11 protein-coding genes and 2 pseudogenes are annotated in these 13487 nt (G+C 67.5%); 1 reads left to right on the forward strand and 12 read right to left on the reverse strand.

All coding sequences use genetic code 11. From position 1 onward, the window contains the following. Positions 1 to 714: 714 nt before the first annotated feature. The 5 genes from ACF1GV_RS40315 to ACF1GV_RS40335 all read right to left on the reverse strand — a co-directional run bounded on the left by ACF1GV_RS40315 (position 715) and on the right by ACF1GV_RS40335 (position 5685). The gene (locus ACF1GV_RS40315) at positions 715 to 1104 is read right to left on the reverse strand and encodes a hypothetical protein (protein ID WP_391691818.1); all 390 of its coding nucleotides are present in this window, start codon (positions 1102 to 1104) and stop codon (positions 715 to 717) included. Between the two features lie 335 nt (positions 1105 to 1439). After that, the gene (locus ACF1GV_RS40320) at positions 1440 to 2981 is read right to left on the reverse strand and encodes a sugar ABC transporter ATP-binding protein (protein ID WP_391691820.1); all 1542 of its coding nucleotides are present in this window, start codon (positions 2979 to 2981) and stop codon (positions 1440 to 1442) included. A gap of 132 nt (positions 2982 to 3113) precedes the next feature. After that, positions 3114 to 4118, reverse strand: a complete 1005-nt coding sequence (locus ACF1GV_RS40325) for a sugar ABC transporter substrate-binding protein (protein ID WP_391691822.1) — start codon at positions 4116 to 4118, stop codon at positions 3114 to 3116. A 110-nt stretch (positions 4119 to 4228) separates the two neighbouring features. Continuing rightward, positions 4229 to 5197: an ABC transporter permease gene (locus tag ACF1GV_RS40330; RefSeq protein ID WP_391691824.1), complete on the reverse strand. Its 969-nt coding sequence runs from the start codon at positions 5195 to 5197 to the stop codon at positions 4229 to 4231. A gap of 50 nt (positions 5198 to 5247) precedes the next feature. Then, on the reverse strand, positions 5248 to 5685 hold the full coding sequence (locus ACF1GV_RS40335; RefSeq protein ID WP_391691826.1) for a hypothetical protein: 438 nt from the start codon (positions 5683 to 5685) through the stop codon (positions 5248 to 5250). Positions 5686 to 6486: 801 nt separating this feature from the next. Here ACF1GV_RS40335 and ACF1GV_RS40340 point away from each other — a divergent pair. Beyond that, positions 6487 to 6636, forward strand: a complete 150-nt coding sequence (locus ACF1GV_RS40340) for a hypothetical protein (RefSeq protein WP_391691828.1) — start codon at positions 6487 to 6489, stop codon at positions 6634 to 6636. A 247-nt stretch (positions 6637 to 6883) separates the two neighbouring features. On the opposite strand, the gene ACF1GV_RS40345 is transcribed toward ACF1GV_RS40340, so the two are convergent. The 7 genes and pseudogenes from ACF1GV_RS40345 to ACF1GV_RS40375 all read right to left on the reverse strand — a co-directional run bounded on the left by ACF1GV_RS40345 (position 6884) and on the right by ACF1GV_RS40375 (position 13478). Next, positions 6884 to 7609, reverse strand: coding sequence for a GntR family transcriptional regulator (locus tag ACF1GV_RS40345; RefSeq protein WP_391691830.1), 726 nt, complete (start codon positions 7607 to 7609; stop codon positions 6884 to 6886). A 522-nt stretch (positions 7610 to 8131) separates the two neighbouring features. After that, positions 8132 to 8554 carry an ATP-binding protein gene (locus ACF1GV_RS40350; RefSeq protein ID WP_391691832.1) on the reverse strand — a complete coding sequence of 141 codons (423 nt, stop codon included), beginning with the start codon at positions 8552 to 8554 and terminating at the stop codon, positions 8132 to 8134. Positions 8555 to 8792: 238 nt separating this feature from the next. Continuing rightward, entirely contained in the window at positions 8793 to 9773 is a 981-nt protein-coding gene (locus ACF1GV_RS40355; protein WP_391691834.1) for a hypothetical protein, read from the reverse strand. 73 nt (positions 9774 to 9846) lie between these two features. Next, positions 9847 to 10767, reverse strand: a complete 921-nt coding sequence (locus ACF1GV_RS40360) for an ROK family protein (protein WP_391691836.1) — start codon at positions 10765 to 10767, stop codon at positions 9847 to 9849. Between the two features lie 20 nt (positions 10768 to 10787). Continuing rightward, positions 10788 to 11566 (reverse strand): annotated as a pseudogene (locus ACF1GV_RS40365) (glucosamine-6-phosphate deaminase). A 67-nt stretch (positions 11567 to 11633) separates the two neighbouring features. Further along, positions 11634 to 13197: pseudogene (locus ACF1GV_RS40370) on the reverse strand (phosphoenolpyruvate--protein phosphotransferase). 14 nt (positions 13198 to 13211) lie between these two features. Beyond that, positions 13212 to 13478: an HPr family phosphocarrier protein gene (locus tag ACF1GV_RS40375; RefSeq protein ID WP_391691838.1), complete on the reverse strand. Its 267-nt coding sequence runs from the start codon at positions 13476 to 13478 to the stop codon at positions 13212 to 13214. Between the last annotated feature and the right edge of the window lie 9 nt (positions 13479 to 13487).

A 13487-nucleotide genomic window follows, 5' to 3' on the forward strand; every position in this document is an offset into this window, starting at 1 on the left:
TCCGCCCGCGCAAGACCGACACCGGCCACCGTGCCGCCGCGCAGACCTCGGAAGGATCAGAAGTGCCGTTCTCAAGACAGTGGAACAGAGCGGGGCGTACCACCCCATGACAGCCACACCGCTACAGAAACCACCCAACGACAGTGACCCCGCCCTACCTCAACACCCGACCAGCGGAAACACCCAGCTCTGATGTGCCGTCACTGACACCCACCCACCGACACAAAACCGGCACATCGCAGGGAGTACGTCGTGGCACAGGACGGTCGACCGAATGCCGGGGGCGGTGATGAGAACCGTATGGAAACTCGGCGTGGCTCCGGCCGGAGTCACTTCGCCGACCGTGGCCCGAATCGACCGGGCCGCCGCATGGCAGGCGGCTTTAAAGGCGCCGAGGTGCACCTGCCGCAACGGGTCATCGCCTTGCCCCCAAAACCCGGTGGCTCCTGGCGCGACGCGATCAACGCGCGACTCAACTCTCATCGCGTCTGTCAGGTCTGACAAGGAGGCCACGCGACCGAGCCGACTGGCGCACGGTCCAATGTGTCGGGGTATCCATCACGGGCCGATCGTAAGACCTGTCATGGCTGGGTCGGCAAGCGAGAGCAGGGCCTGGCGACCCATGCGACGAGACGGTGGCCGGCCGGACAGAGCCTGCTCTGCACGCCTTGCCGGCCTGCAGCGTCGTCTGGAGCGGGGTGCAGCTGCCGGGGATCACGGTGATCTGGGCGTGTGGAGGGCTGGGTCGTTGAAGGCGGGGTGGCCCAGGATGCTGGTGTAGCGCTGGGCGGTGTCGATGGTCATGCCGAACATTTCGCTGATGCGTTTGGCGTCGCCACCGGCGAGAGCTTCTTGCAGGAGTCGGTCGGTGCGCAGGTCGCGGGTGTTCAGGTGCGGGCCCAGGCGTGTGTAGACGAAGCGGGGTCCGACCGGGTCGGTGCCGTTGGCGCTCTGCGGGTGGGTGAACAGGTAGGGGTTCGCGGTCGCCGGCCAGCGGGCGGTGCGGTGGGTGAGGTAGGCGTCCAGGCGTTCGCGGACCGGGGCGCACGAACCGCCCGGAAACCGGCACCCGCTCTGCCCGAATGGACGGAAAGTGACCGGCACCCCGCCCCGGGTCCGAGGCGCTCCGCGGGGCCGTTATGCAGGGCTGGGCAGCCGCCAGCTACGATCAGGTTCCCCCGGCGCCGCATCATTACCTAGCTCAGCTCTACGACATGCCCGCCCGGACGACTGAGAGCCAGGCACCTGACCAACGACACCTCACGCGGCGCCTCGTGATTCCCCGACACGGGTCCATCTGCCTGGCGGCTGCCAGTTCGGCACGCCCTCGGGCTCGCCCGCTGCCTGAGCCGGTTCAACCGCTTGGTCCGCGGGCACGGCCGAATCGCTACGTAGCGGCGGCGGTACCAGGCAGCGGAGTCGCAAAGAGCTCTCGGCGTCTACGGCATTCTGCTTTGCTCGTCGTGATCGGTCAGCCCTGACGAGATAAGCTGTACTAGCTGCTTGTGGCTGACGTCGGCGCTGGTGCCCTCCCAGACGGTTTGCCCGTGACGCAGGACGTGGAAGCGGTCGCCGAGTGCATACAGCTCCTCCAGATCGTCCGAGACGACGAGAACGGCTGCACCGGCGTCTGCGCGTTCGCGCAGCAGTCTGTGGATTTGGGCCTTGGTGCCGATATCCACGCCGGCGGTGGGCTGGTCGATGATGAGGACGTCGGGTTCGGCGGCGAAGGTTTTGCCGAGGACGACTTTCTGCTGGTTGCCGCCGCTGAGCGTGGCGCCATGGGCGTGGATGTCGCCGGGGACGATCTCGAGTTCCGTCACGAGCCGGGTACTCAGCTGCTGGACCGTGCGTTGCGGAACGACGCCCCAGCGGCCGAGCCGGCGATGCAGGGCCATGAGGCTCAGGTTCGAAGTTAGCGGAGCGGACAGGCTCAGGCCCTGGTGCTTACGGTCCTCCGGTACGAGGGCGACCCCATGGGCAATGGCACCCCGCGGGGAGTGGAAGGTCACCTCCTTGCCGCGCAGACGTAGACGACCGCTGGTCGGTTTGTCAGCACCGCTGAGGATCCGGCAGAGCCGGGTGCGGCCGGAGCCGACGAGACCGGCGACGCCCATGATCTCGCCGGCGCGCAGGCTGATGGTGACGTCGCGCAGGCGTGGGCCCGAAGTGATGGCATCGGCCTGAAGGACGACGGGCTTGTTGTCGTCGGCCTGGTGGGCGGCTACTTCCTCGTCCAGGGTCTGCTTGAACTTCTCACCCAGCATCAGTTCGGCCATCTGGACCACCGTCAGGGATGAGGTCGGCTGGGAGGCGATGACTTTGCCGTTGCGCATGACGGTGAGCCAGTCGGTGACGTCGCGGACTTCTTCCAGGAAATGGGAGATGAAGATGATGCCGACGCCGCGGTTGGCCAAGTCGCGTATGACGCGGAACAAGGACTGGCGCTCGGCTTCTGCCAGCCGGGCGGTGGGTTCGTCCATGATGAGGACTTTGACGTCCTCAGCCAGGGCTTTGACGATTTCGATGCGCTGCCGGACGGCGGGGCTGAGGGTGCCGACGCTGGTGTGGAGGCTCGCGCCGATCTCGATGCCGACCTGTTCGACCAGGGCTTGGGCCCGGTGGTGGACGGTCCGGCGGCTGTAGCGCCAGCGTCCGGGTTCCTGACCGAGGAGGAGGTTCTCGGCGACGGTCATCTCCGAGACCAGGCTGAACTCCTGGTGGATGACAGCGATTCCCTCCGCCCGGGACTGGCGCGGGCTGCCCAGCGTCGCGAGCCTGCCGTCGAGGGTGATCACGCCGCCGTGGTCGGGGTAGAGGCCGGCGAGGGTCTTCACCAGAGTGGACTTGCCCGCACCGTTCTGCCCGATGAGCCCGTGGACCTGACCGGCACGCACCTGGAGGTCGACATGGTCAAGAACCTGAACGGGACCGAACTGCTTGGTAACGCCCGAGAGCTGGAGCCTGATGTCACTGGGCATGGACACTTGTTCCTCTGTTGCGTTGGCGTGTCTGGTGGCGGAGGTATTGCGGTGCGCGCTGCCTGGCCGACTGGTGGCCAGGAGCCCTGCGCGCCTGCATGCGTGGTGGCAGGCGCGCAGGGCGGTCGGGCGTCAGCCGCTCCACTCAGCGGGGTTGGCGTCCACGCTGTCCTTGGTGATCAGGGGCAGCGGGATGTAGGACGTGGGCCGCTTGACCTTGTCCTTCTGGCCGGTCAGCCAGTACTTGGCGTACTGGGCGCCGAGCTTGCCCTCCAGGACGGGGCTCTGGTTGACGGTGCCGTACAGGGCGCCGGACTTGACGGCCGCCTCGACCTGCTTGGAGTAGTCGCCGGCGATGAAGCGGATTTCGTTGCGTCCGATCTTCCGCGCGTACTGGGCACCGACGTACATCTCAGGGCCCTCGGCGACGATCGCATCCAGCTTGCCCTTGGGGTACTTCGACAGCAGGTCCTGGGTTACGGACAGGTTCTCGCTGTTGGTGAAGTTGTCGACCGGCGTGGCGACGATCTTGATGTCTGCGTGGCTCTTCAGGACATCCTTGATGCCCTTGAGTCGCTCGACCTGCGGGGTGTCGCCGAGCGGCCCGAGCTCGACCGCGATCTTTCCGCCGTGCGGAAGGGCCTTGACGATGAGCTTGCCCTCTCCCTGTCCGTACTGGAAGTCCGAAGCCCCGATGTAGGTAATCACGTCGGCTCCGGGTGCGAGTTGGGCGTTGAGCGCCATCACGGGGATGTCGGCGCTCTTCGCCTGCTTGATGGCGGGGATGACCGCAGTCGGACTGGAGGAGCACACGAGGATCAGGTCCACACGGCGAGCCACCAGGCTCTGCACATTGGCTGCCTGCTTGGCATTGTCCAGGCTGCCGTTGAGGACGACGGTCTTTATGCCCAGCCGCTTCGCCTCCGACTCGAAGGCGGACTGCATCGAGGCGAGGAAGGGGATTTCGCTGCTGGCGTTGGCGAGACCGATGGTGAAGGTCTTGTCCTTGCCAGCGGCGGAGGTGCTGCTGCTGTTGCTGCTGCCGCAGCCGGCCGTGAGTGCGGCAAGCCATGCGGTGGCGGTCATGACGGCCAGGCCGCGTCTGACGGAGCGGAGGGTGGGCGTTGTTGCGGACATGGTGCTCCCTTGGGGCGTTGTCGTACGGAAGTCCGCGAGGACTTGGTGATGTGCGGATCACTACGTGTCCTGGGGCGCAGGTGCGCCGCCCAGGACCGACCGGTCGGCCTTCAGGCCTTGGCCGACTGGGGCAGGCGGGCGGCGGTAGGCGCGGCAGAGGGTGGAGAGGAGTTCCTGCTGCTGCGCCTGGCTTCATGGCTGGACCGGCCGTAGCGGTCGATGACGACGGCCATGAGAATGACCAGGCCGGTGACGGCGGGCTTCCAGTACGGCGACACATTGAGCTGGTTGAGGCCGTTGGAGATGACGCCGAGCAGAAGGGTCGCGGCAAGGACGTCCTCGATGCGCCCGACACCACCGGTCAGAGCGATGCCGCCGACCACGCAGATGGCAATGGCCTCCAGGGGCCAGTCGGCTGCGGCCGATGGCTGGCCGACAAGTGTCTGGCCCAGCAGCAGCAGGCCCGCACCCGCCGCCAGCAGTCCGCCCATGGCGAAGGCGAAGACCTGCACACGCTGCACGGGTACGCCCGACAGATGGCTGGCTTCGGCGTTGCCTCCGACGCTGTAGAGGTAGTGGCCGTACTTGGTGCGGGTCAGCAGGAACCACACCGCGAGCAGGCAGCACATGAAGACGACGAAGATGACCGGGATGCCGGCTATACGGGAGTTGGCGGCGCTGTCCAGTAGGGGGGTGACGCCTTGCCGGGACTCGGCGCCGGTGGCGACGAACAGCAGCCCGGAGACGATGCTGGCCATGGCGAAAGTCGCGACGAAAGCGTTGATGCGAACCTTCGCGATCAGGAGCCCGTTAGCGATACCGACGGCGAGACCTGCGGCCAGTGCGGCGGCGACGGTCAGGAGCGTGCCGTGGTGAACGGAGACGACTGCGCCGACGACCGACGCGGTGGCTCCGACGGTACCGACCGACAGGTCGAATCCTCCAGAGATCATCATGACGGCCATGCCGCAGGCGACGATGCCGATGATCGCGTTCTGCTCCAGGATGTTTTCCAGGTTGACCACGGAGCGGAACGTCGGGGACACGACCATCAGGATGCTCGTGACGAGGGCGAACACCAGCCAGAGCCCGAAACGCCGCAGGAGACCCCTTCTGTTTGCACTGATCCTCATGCTCGCGTGACCTCCTGCCGCGGGACGTCGATAACCATTTCGGCCCCGGCCGAGGCGAGAGCGGCGGGCGCCACCTGGATGACCTTCGTTGCGTCCTGCCGGTGGGCTGGGGTCGCCGATCCGCGCCGGATCGCGGTGAGCCTGTCATCGAGGAACTCCGCGACCCCGCCCCGACCGCAAAGGCACGCCTTGAGGGAAGCCCTCGGCAGCTGCTTCTCGGCCGGCGTGGCGGTGACGACCGCGTCCTCACTGCCCGGGTCGGAAGATTCCTCAACGACCCCGGCGTCGGCCCCAGCGGAGCGGATGGCCTGCGGCGCGACGGGCGGAATTCGCTCCGAAGCGGCAGCCGGCAACCGGCACTTCGGTACCGCCGTCTCGAGGTTCACCACGTGCACGGCGCCCAAAGCATCCGCGCCGATGAGACCTGTTCGCATGTCCAACACTCCTATTTTCCTCAGACCTTCGTGGACGGCTGCGGCAGCCTCGCGGTGAGCACGCCGCCAGCAAGGCCAGGCAGCGCCGGAACGAGCTACCCCGCCGAGCCGAAAGACTGGTCATATCTGGTAGTGACCAGTATGGAGAGCGTGGGCTAAGGACCGGGCGATGTCAACTGCCGGGTGAAAAGAAATGCAGACAGCTCCGGACCGGTGACGTCGTTTCAGAGGGTTCGGACCGCTAGCCCGCGTCAGACCCGCGGCGCCAACGTCCGGGCCGCGCAGAGCGCCGCTGCCTGCGCCCCAGGAGAAGCTGACCGTCGTGGGCGCCGGCTGCCAGACCGCGTCTCGCGCGAGAGGGACACGCACAAGGTCCAGCAGCAACACACCGGCGGTGCGCCCGGTCGTGCCGGCTGCGTCAACGTCGGCATACACCTGCTGATCTCGCTGACTGCCCGGGGCCGCAGGCCGTAGGTCTACGCTGAGACGGTCCGCCAATCCCCCTACGGCTACGAGTCACTCGAAGCCCGCACCGTCAGCGGCGACCAGGTGTATGAGGCACGCCGGATACCGGCACACCGCCGGACCGCACACCCCGGCCCCCGGTCGCCGCGACGGCTGCACCGCTCGGCCAGTGCGCCTACGCCGCGGTCCGCCGCGCCGCTCCCGAGCGCTAGGACTACGCCTGCCCGCCTGAACCCGCCCAGGACGGGGCACGGACGGACGTGGTCGGGGCGGCCCACAAGACCCTCGGCACAACTAGGTTGAGCAAACCAGTTGTTGGACGGGCATCCCCTGGCCATGCCGATTCTCGACTTCCGCGCCGACCACTCCTGGTTCTTGATGCCCTGGGCCCCTGCGAGCGCCGCGCAACGTCAGGAGCTGCTGCAAAAACCGAACTGTGCACCCTGGTCGACGCTCTTCGACGACTGCTGGACTTTCGCCAGCTAGGGCCTCGTCCTCAGTGTCCGCGATGCGGCACTTCGCCTGCGTGTCCCACTCCCGTCGGCCGTTGCCGGCCGCCTCTCCTCTATCGGTTGCCCCTGTCTGCGGGGGTCGGTGCAGACCGTATGCCCAGGACGCGGGCATGGTGATCCTCCGCTCCGGGCCCTTCACAGGCCAGGTGACGCAAGGCTGTGTGTCATGTGACATAAAGGAGGGAAAGCCCCGCCCGCCCGCGCGCGGAGTTGGCAGCTTCCTAACCTGCGAGGGTCATGTGCACCTTGTACCGGTTGGCGCGGAACCACGTGTAGGCGTGCTCGACCGGCCGGCTGCCGCTGTAGGCGATCCGGTCGAAGGTCAGTACCGGGGAGCCCTTGGCGACGCCCAGCACTGTGGCGATCTCCGATGACGCCAAGCCGGCGCCGACGGTCTGCTCGGCGCGCTCGACCGGGCGGCCATAGTGTGTGGCCAGCGTCTCGTAGACGGAGGCAGTGAAGTCGACGTCGTCCAGACCGGGAAGCAGCTCGGCGTCGTACCAGGCGTCATCGACGGCGATCGGCGTTCCGTCTGCGAGCCTGAGCCGACGAACATGCCAGGTCTTGCGCCCTTCGGGCAACTGGAGCGCGGCAGCGGTGGCGGCGGAGGGGGTGTCGCGTCCGACGGACAGCACAACGGTGCCGGGTTCGAGCCCGAGGCGGCGCATGTCCTCATGGAAGGAGGCAAGGCGAAGCTCGGAGCGATGAGCCCGTTCGGCCACGAAGGTACCGCGCCCGTGCACTCTGACCGCGAGCCCTTCGGCGACGAGCTGCCCGATGGCTTCCCGCACGGTCACACGGCTGACGCCGTGGTCCGCGCACAGCTGGCGCTCGCTGGGCAGGACGTCACCAGAGGAGAGCTGGTTGGTGCACATGTCGACGAGGATGGCGCGCATCTGGGCATGCTTGGGCAACATGCCCTTGGCGTCGATCTGCTGCTTGGCCATGAGATCCCCCCTTGTGTGAGGGCGCCGACGCGCCGCTTCTCTGGTTATTACCAGTATGCACCTCTGATTCGCGGTGCGGCGAGGAAGCGCCTGCAAGCCTGCAGGACATCCCACGGCACGTGATCACTACAGCAATACGCCGAGGACCTCACCGCCAACCGCATGGAACATGGCGACATCACCGTGCAGATCGCTGCTCTGCACGAGCGACTGGAGCGTCTCAAGGCGGACGAGGCGTAGCGACTCGGGCCCAGGGCAGGCTGCCATCGTGGGCGACGACTTCGACGATGGTGGTCCCTTCGGGCCGTCGCTTTCACGGGCCGGTCGGGTGCGCGTCATTCGGTGGGGAAGGTCCTGGCGGCTCGGCTTATGGCGCAGATGCGGGAGGTCCGGCTCTGGTGGGTTGGTGACCGAAGCGGAGTGCCCTTTGGCTGAGAAGGGCGAACTCAGGTGCGTGGCTCCGCTATAGAGGTACAGCGCGAAGTACCGTGACACACGAGCAGAGAGTGGCTGACGTTGATTTTAGAGGTCGATGCGGGCCCAGCGAGTTACGCCCTTGCGGCGAGTGATTGTGCCGTGACTGGCACAGAGGGCGGCGACGATGTAGAGGCCGCGTCCGTGCTCGTCGTCCGTCTCTGTGGTTTGCCGCTTGACGCAGGGGCCTCCGTCAGTGACCTCGATGTGCACCCGGCCTTGATCGTCGCAGTGTATTTGCAGCACCGCCGGGGGCAGGGCATGGAGGACCGCGTTGGTGAGCAGCTCGGAAACCACCAGCAGCGCGTCGTCGAGGACGCTGTCGGGCATGCGTCGACCGGCGAGAAAGTCGCGCGCCCGCCCACGGATGCGCGGCATATCGGCCGTGCAGGGAGTCTTCAGCGTGACGGCGAACGAGTCGGGTGTTTTGCTGCCTGTGCGGTGATGCAGATGGAGCGAGATGCGGGGCACCGTAGTGGCCCCTGGGCGGGCTGCCAGCGATCGGGAGTGCGGGGGTGCTTGGAGTGCCATGACGTGCCTCGGCTCTAGATTGAAGCTGGTAATAACCAGATATGACCAGTTTCGATATGTCCGAGTCTTCTGTCAACGGGTGCGGGGTGCCAAAACGCTCCCGGTTTTCGCGTGAGGGGGCGGCCAACGGGGTGCTGATGCCGCTCGTGAGGGGTGTTCGGTGGGGGCAGCGGTCTGGTCATCGCTGCTCAGCGGCACGCTTGGCTCGGCGAGACCAGTCGCGAAACGCTTCTACCGGAGGCCCGTCTTCCTGCCAGGGCCATGCTGTGACCACCGGTCCGATCTCTTGTAGAACGGTCGAGGCATCCCGAAGGCGCATGGCTTTGATCAGGACGTAGGCGAGGGCGTTGAGGTCGCTGAGTGCCGCAGCATGTGTCAGATAGCCCGGCTGTGTCCACGTGGCGAGTGCGTTGTCAATGAGGGCACGTTCCTGGGGGTGATTCCAGTGGCGGTGTGCCGTGAGTGCTGTGATGTCGTCGGCTTCCCGGAGGGTGAGGTACTGGGTGAGGCTGGCGAGGAGGGCCAGCGACTCGACTGGCGAGCGCGGTGGTGCTTGAGCTCTGACTGCGTCGGTGAAGTCCAGCATCATCGCGTGGGAACCGCATTCACGGGGGGACAGGTAGCGGAGTACTTGCAGGTGTGCTTCGCGGTTCCATGGATCCCTGATCTTGACGCCTTCCCACGCCGAGCGCACATCGGCAGTGGCGGCCCGCAGCAGGCGGTAACAGGTGATCAGGGCGACCCAGGGAGCCGGATCGTCGGGAAGCAGCTTTGCCGCTTGCCGGCACAACGCGATCACCGACCCGAGGTCGGAAGCGTCGCCGGAGCCGTGTTGCGCGAGTCCGGCAAATGCTTCGAACACCAATGCGTCGGGGCAGTTTGGTTGTCGGGCGTGCCACTGGCGGGCCAGGACGGGTGCTTCTCTGAGAGAGCTGAGGACAAGTAGACGGTGGATGCGCCGGTCCCAGTCTCTGCCCGGGTCTCGCAGCGCCTGTTCTATGGGGTAGGTCAGGGCGCCGCGGTCGTTGGCCTGGGCGAGGTTGTCGCCTTGTGCAGCGATCTGGGCGCCCAGATGGGACAGGACGCGGCCGAGCTCGCTGTCGTCCAGTTCGGGAACGACGCGGCGTGGCTGTTGCCGGATTGTTCTGCGGAACCACACTCGGTTGTTTCCTTGCGGTGCGGGACGGGGGCGGCCAACCGTCCGTGGCGGCTGGCGGCCCCCGTGGCGAATGTCAGGGAGATGTGGAAAGGGCGGGGGTGTGGGGTGGGAGAGTGAAGGCGCCGGTTGTTTCGGCTGCGTGCAGGGCTGCCCCGAGCAGACCTGCGCCTGCGCCGAGCGGTGAGACCTGAACGGGCGGAGCGTGACGCCAGGCCAGGTTCTGTTCCAGGGCGCTGTGGACCGGATGGAGGAGGAGAGCGCCTGCGACGGACATGCCCCCTGCCAGGACGATCATCTCGGGGTCCAGCAGCACGGTGGCGTTGGCCAGGGCACGACCCAGGGCGTCGGCCGCCTCGCTCCATATGTGTGCGGCGGCCGGGTCCGTCTCCAGCCGAGCAGTGATGTCGGCTGCGGTGGGGACGTGTCGGCCGGTGCGGCTGTAGCGGCGCACGATGGCGCGGGCGCCGGCGTAGGCCTCGACGCAGCCACGCTGTCCGCAGTCGCAGGGTTCGCCGTCGGGGTGAACGGTGAGGTGTCCAAATTCACCGGCCATGCCCTCTGCGCCGCGGATGAGCTGGCCCCCGCTGATGATTCCGGCGGCCACTCCGGTGCCGAGAACGACGACGAATAGATCGTCGAGTCCTTTGCCGCAGCCCAGGCGGTGTTCGGCCAGGGCTGCGGCTCGGACGTCGTGTTCGAGGATGACGGGTAGACGGGTGCATTCGGCCACCTGTTGCGCGAGGGGGGCGTCGCGGAGCCGGAGGTTGGCTGCGAAGCGGACCGTTCCAGAGGCCGAGTCGACGAGTCCGGGGGAGCAGAGGCCGACGGCGGCAGTGTGAGGCCGAGTGAGCGCGGCTGCGGTTTCGGCGACAGCGTTGAGGATCGCCTCTTGCCCTCGCTCGACGGGGGTGGGCAGCCGCAGTGTTTCCTCTGCCGTTCCCTGAGGGGTCAGGCGCGCTGCCTTGATCGTAGTACCGCCGAGATCGACGGCCACCACACTGGGTGCGTTTTTCATCAGTACCTCTGACCGACCGGTTTGTGGCGGGCCACGTGCCGGTAGTACGGCAGGTCTTGCAGTTGGGCCGCCGCCAGCTCGTCCAGCACGACGGTGGCGTGCGGGTGCAGTTGCAGGACGGAAGCCGGGCAGCGGGTGCTGACCGGTCCTTCCACCGCGGCGGCGATCGCGTGGGCTTTGTGGGGGCCGGTGGCGATCAGCACCAGGTGACTGGCCTCACTGATGGTGGCCAGTCCTTGGGTGATCACGTGCCGTGGCACGGCCTCCAGGCTTGTAAAGAAGCGTGCATTGTCCCGGCGGGTGGCGTCTGTGAGTGTCTTGAGCCGGGTGCGTGAGGCCAGGGAGGACGCGGGTTCGTTGAAGCCGATGTGCCCGTTGCTGCCGATGCCGAGGATCTGTACGCCGACAGGGGCGTGGGCGGCCAGTGCCTTCTCGTAGCGGCGAGCTTCAGCAACCGGATCGGGGGCTGTGGACACGGGTGTATGCAGGCGCGCGGGATCGAGGTCGACGTGCTGTGTGAACTCACGGCGGATGACTTGGGCGTAGGCCTGCGGGTGGGTGGCGGGCAGTCCTACGTACTCGTCGAGGAGAAAGGCGTCGACACCGGCGAAGCTCAGTCCCTCGTCCTGGTGCCGGCGGATCAGTTCCCGGTAGGCCAGGAGCGGGGAGGAGCCGGTGGCCAGCCCGGCGTGCGTACGCCGTCATGCAGTGCCCGGTCCACGATGTCGGCCACCGTGCGTCCGGCTTCGCCGGCGTCGGGGCGGATTACGACCTCCATACCGGTGTTCCCATCGTGAGAGCGCAGGATCGGCTGCCGGGCCGTGGGGACGGAGAGAAGGAACGGGTCATGAGAACTGGCTGATCGCTTTCTGCACGGCGGCGCGCGCCTGATCTGGGTCGGATGAGTCGAGGGCCGCCGACGCCATCTCCTGGCATTGCTTCAGGGAGAGGCGGGTGAGCTGATCTCTGACGGCGGCAACGGCCGGGGTGGCCATGGACAGACTGGTGATCTGCAGCCCCGCCCATACGGCTGCCAGGAGCGGATCGGCGGCGACCTCCCCGCACACGCCTGCCGGCCGCCCGAGATCGGTGGCAGCCCTGCCAACTTGCGCGACGAGGGAGAGGACGGCCGGCTGCCACAGGTGTGCCGATGCTGACGAAGTCGACGTGCTGGATGATGTCGCTGGCGCGCAGCGCGGCTGCGGGGACTTCGATCATGACGCCCACGGTGCCCAGGCCGTGGCTGCGGGCCAGGTCGGCGAAGTGAGCGGCCTCGCTCGGGGTGGACACCATGGGCGCCATGACTCTGAGCTGCGCCCCAGTGCGATGCTGGGCCGCGGCGAGCGCGGAGAGCTGTGTGGTGAGCGCGTCGGGCTGGAGCCGGGCCGTGCCCAGGCCGCGGATGCCCAGGGCGGGGTTTTCTTCGTCTGGTAGGCCGAGGGAGGGCAGGGGCTTGTCGGATCCGGCATCGAGGGTGCGCACGGTGACCGGACGTCCGGCGAAGTGCTGGAAGACCTTGATGTAGGTTTCGGTCTGCTCGTCCGCTATGGGTGCTTCGCAGCGGTTGAGGAAGAGGAACTCGGTTCGGAACAGCCCGACGCCTGCGGTGTCGGCTGCTGCCGCTCTGGCCGCGTCGGCCGCGGTGCCGATGTTGGTCAGCAGGGCGATGCGGTGGCCGTCCGCCGTGTGTCCGGGGCCGGAGGTCTGGTGTTGCGGTGTGGCCTGGGACTGACGGCAGACCTGATCCAGGCGCTGGGGCATGGGGTGTACTTCCACCGTGCCCGATGTCCCGTCGAGGATGACGGGGGTGCCGTCCGTGAGAATGGCGGCCTCGTGGCTGCCGACGACAGCGGGTAGGCCGAGGCTGCGGGAGAGGATGGCGGTGTGGCTGGTGGGTCCGCCGGCCTCGGTGAGCAGGGCGACGGCATCGCTGGTGGCGAGGTTTGCCATGTCGGCCGGTGACAGGTCGTGGGCGACCAGGACGAAGGGGCCGCCGGGCAGGGGGACGCCGAGCAGGAGCGCGACGGCACGGTTGCGTATGTCCTGCAGGTCGGTGACACGGTCTGCCATGTATCCGCCCAGCTGCCGCAACTGGCGGCAGTAGGTGTCGATGGCGAGGGTGACGCTGTGAGCGGTCGGGCTGCCTCGGCCGATGTGGCCGGCGATGACCTGCAGGAGCGCAGAATCCTGAGCCATTGCAGCTCCGGCCCGCAAGATGTCACCCACTACTCCGCCGTCGACGGCTGCGAGCTGCTGTGCTACCTGGGCCAGAGCGTCGCGTACCCGCTGGACCTCGTGTGCTGGATCGCCGCCGGGAGCTGCATCGGGGTCGGTGGTCGCTGGGGGTCTCAGCCGGGCTACCGGGGCGCAAACGAGGCCCTGGCTGACACCGTGGCCGGACATGAGCATGGCTGCCGTCGTGGTCACGCGTCGTGCTCCCCTTCCAGGAGCTGCGCCAGTTCGTCCAGGACAGTTTCAGCTTTCTCACCGTGGGCCGTGAGCCTGACCTGGTCTCCGTGCCGTGCGCCGAGGGCCATGACGCCCAGCAGGCTGCTGGCGGCAACGGGTTCCTTGCCGTCGACGGCGATGGTGACGGCAACAGGTGCCTGGCCAGCGGCCTGAGCGAAGGTAGCCGCGGGACGGGCATGAAGGCCGCCGTGCGAGCCGATGGTGACGACGCGCTGCGCCATGGACGAGTC

This window comes from Streptomyces sp. NPDC014006 (genome assembly GCF_043088925.1).
GTDB lineage: Bacteria > Actinomycetota > Actinomycetes > Streptomycetales > Streptomycetaceae > Streptomyces.

Bases quoted from the DNA above. Each gene is read 5' to 3' on its own strand.
- ACF1GV_RS40375 (WP_391691838.1), bottom strand. From the start codon at position 13,478: ATGGCGCAGCGCGTCGTCACCATCGGCTCGCACGGCGGCCTTCATGCC.
- ACF1GV_RS40345 (WP_391691830.1), bottom strand. From the start codon at position 7,609: ATGGCCAAGCAGCAGATCGACGCCAAGGGCATGTTGCCCAAGCATGCC.
- ACF1GV_RS40335 (WP_391691826.1), bottom strand. From the start codon at position 5,685: ATGCGAACAGGTCTCATCGGCGCGGATGCTTTGGGCGCCGTGCACGTG.
- ACF1GV_RS40325 (WP_391691822.1), bottom strand. From the start codon at position 4,118: ATGTCCGCAACAACGCCCACCCTCCGCTCCGTCAGACGCGGCCTGGCC.
- ACF1GV_RS40320 (WP_391691820.1), bottom strand. From the start codon at position 2,981: ATGCCCAGTGACATCAGGCTCCAGCTCTCGGGCGTTACCAAGCAGTTC.
- ACF1GV_RS40340 (WP_391691828.1), top strand. From the start codon at position 6,487: ATGCCGATTCTCGACTTCCGCGCCGACCACTCCTGGTTCTTGATGCCC.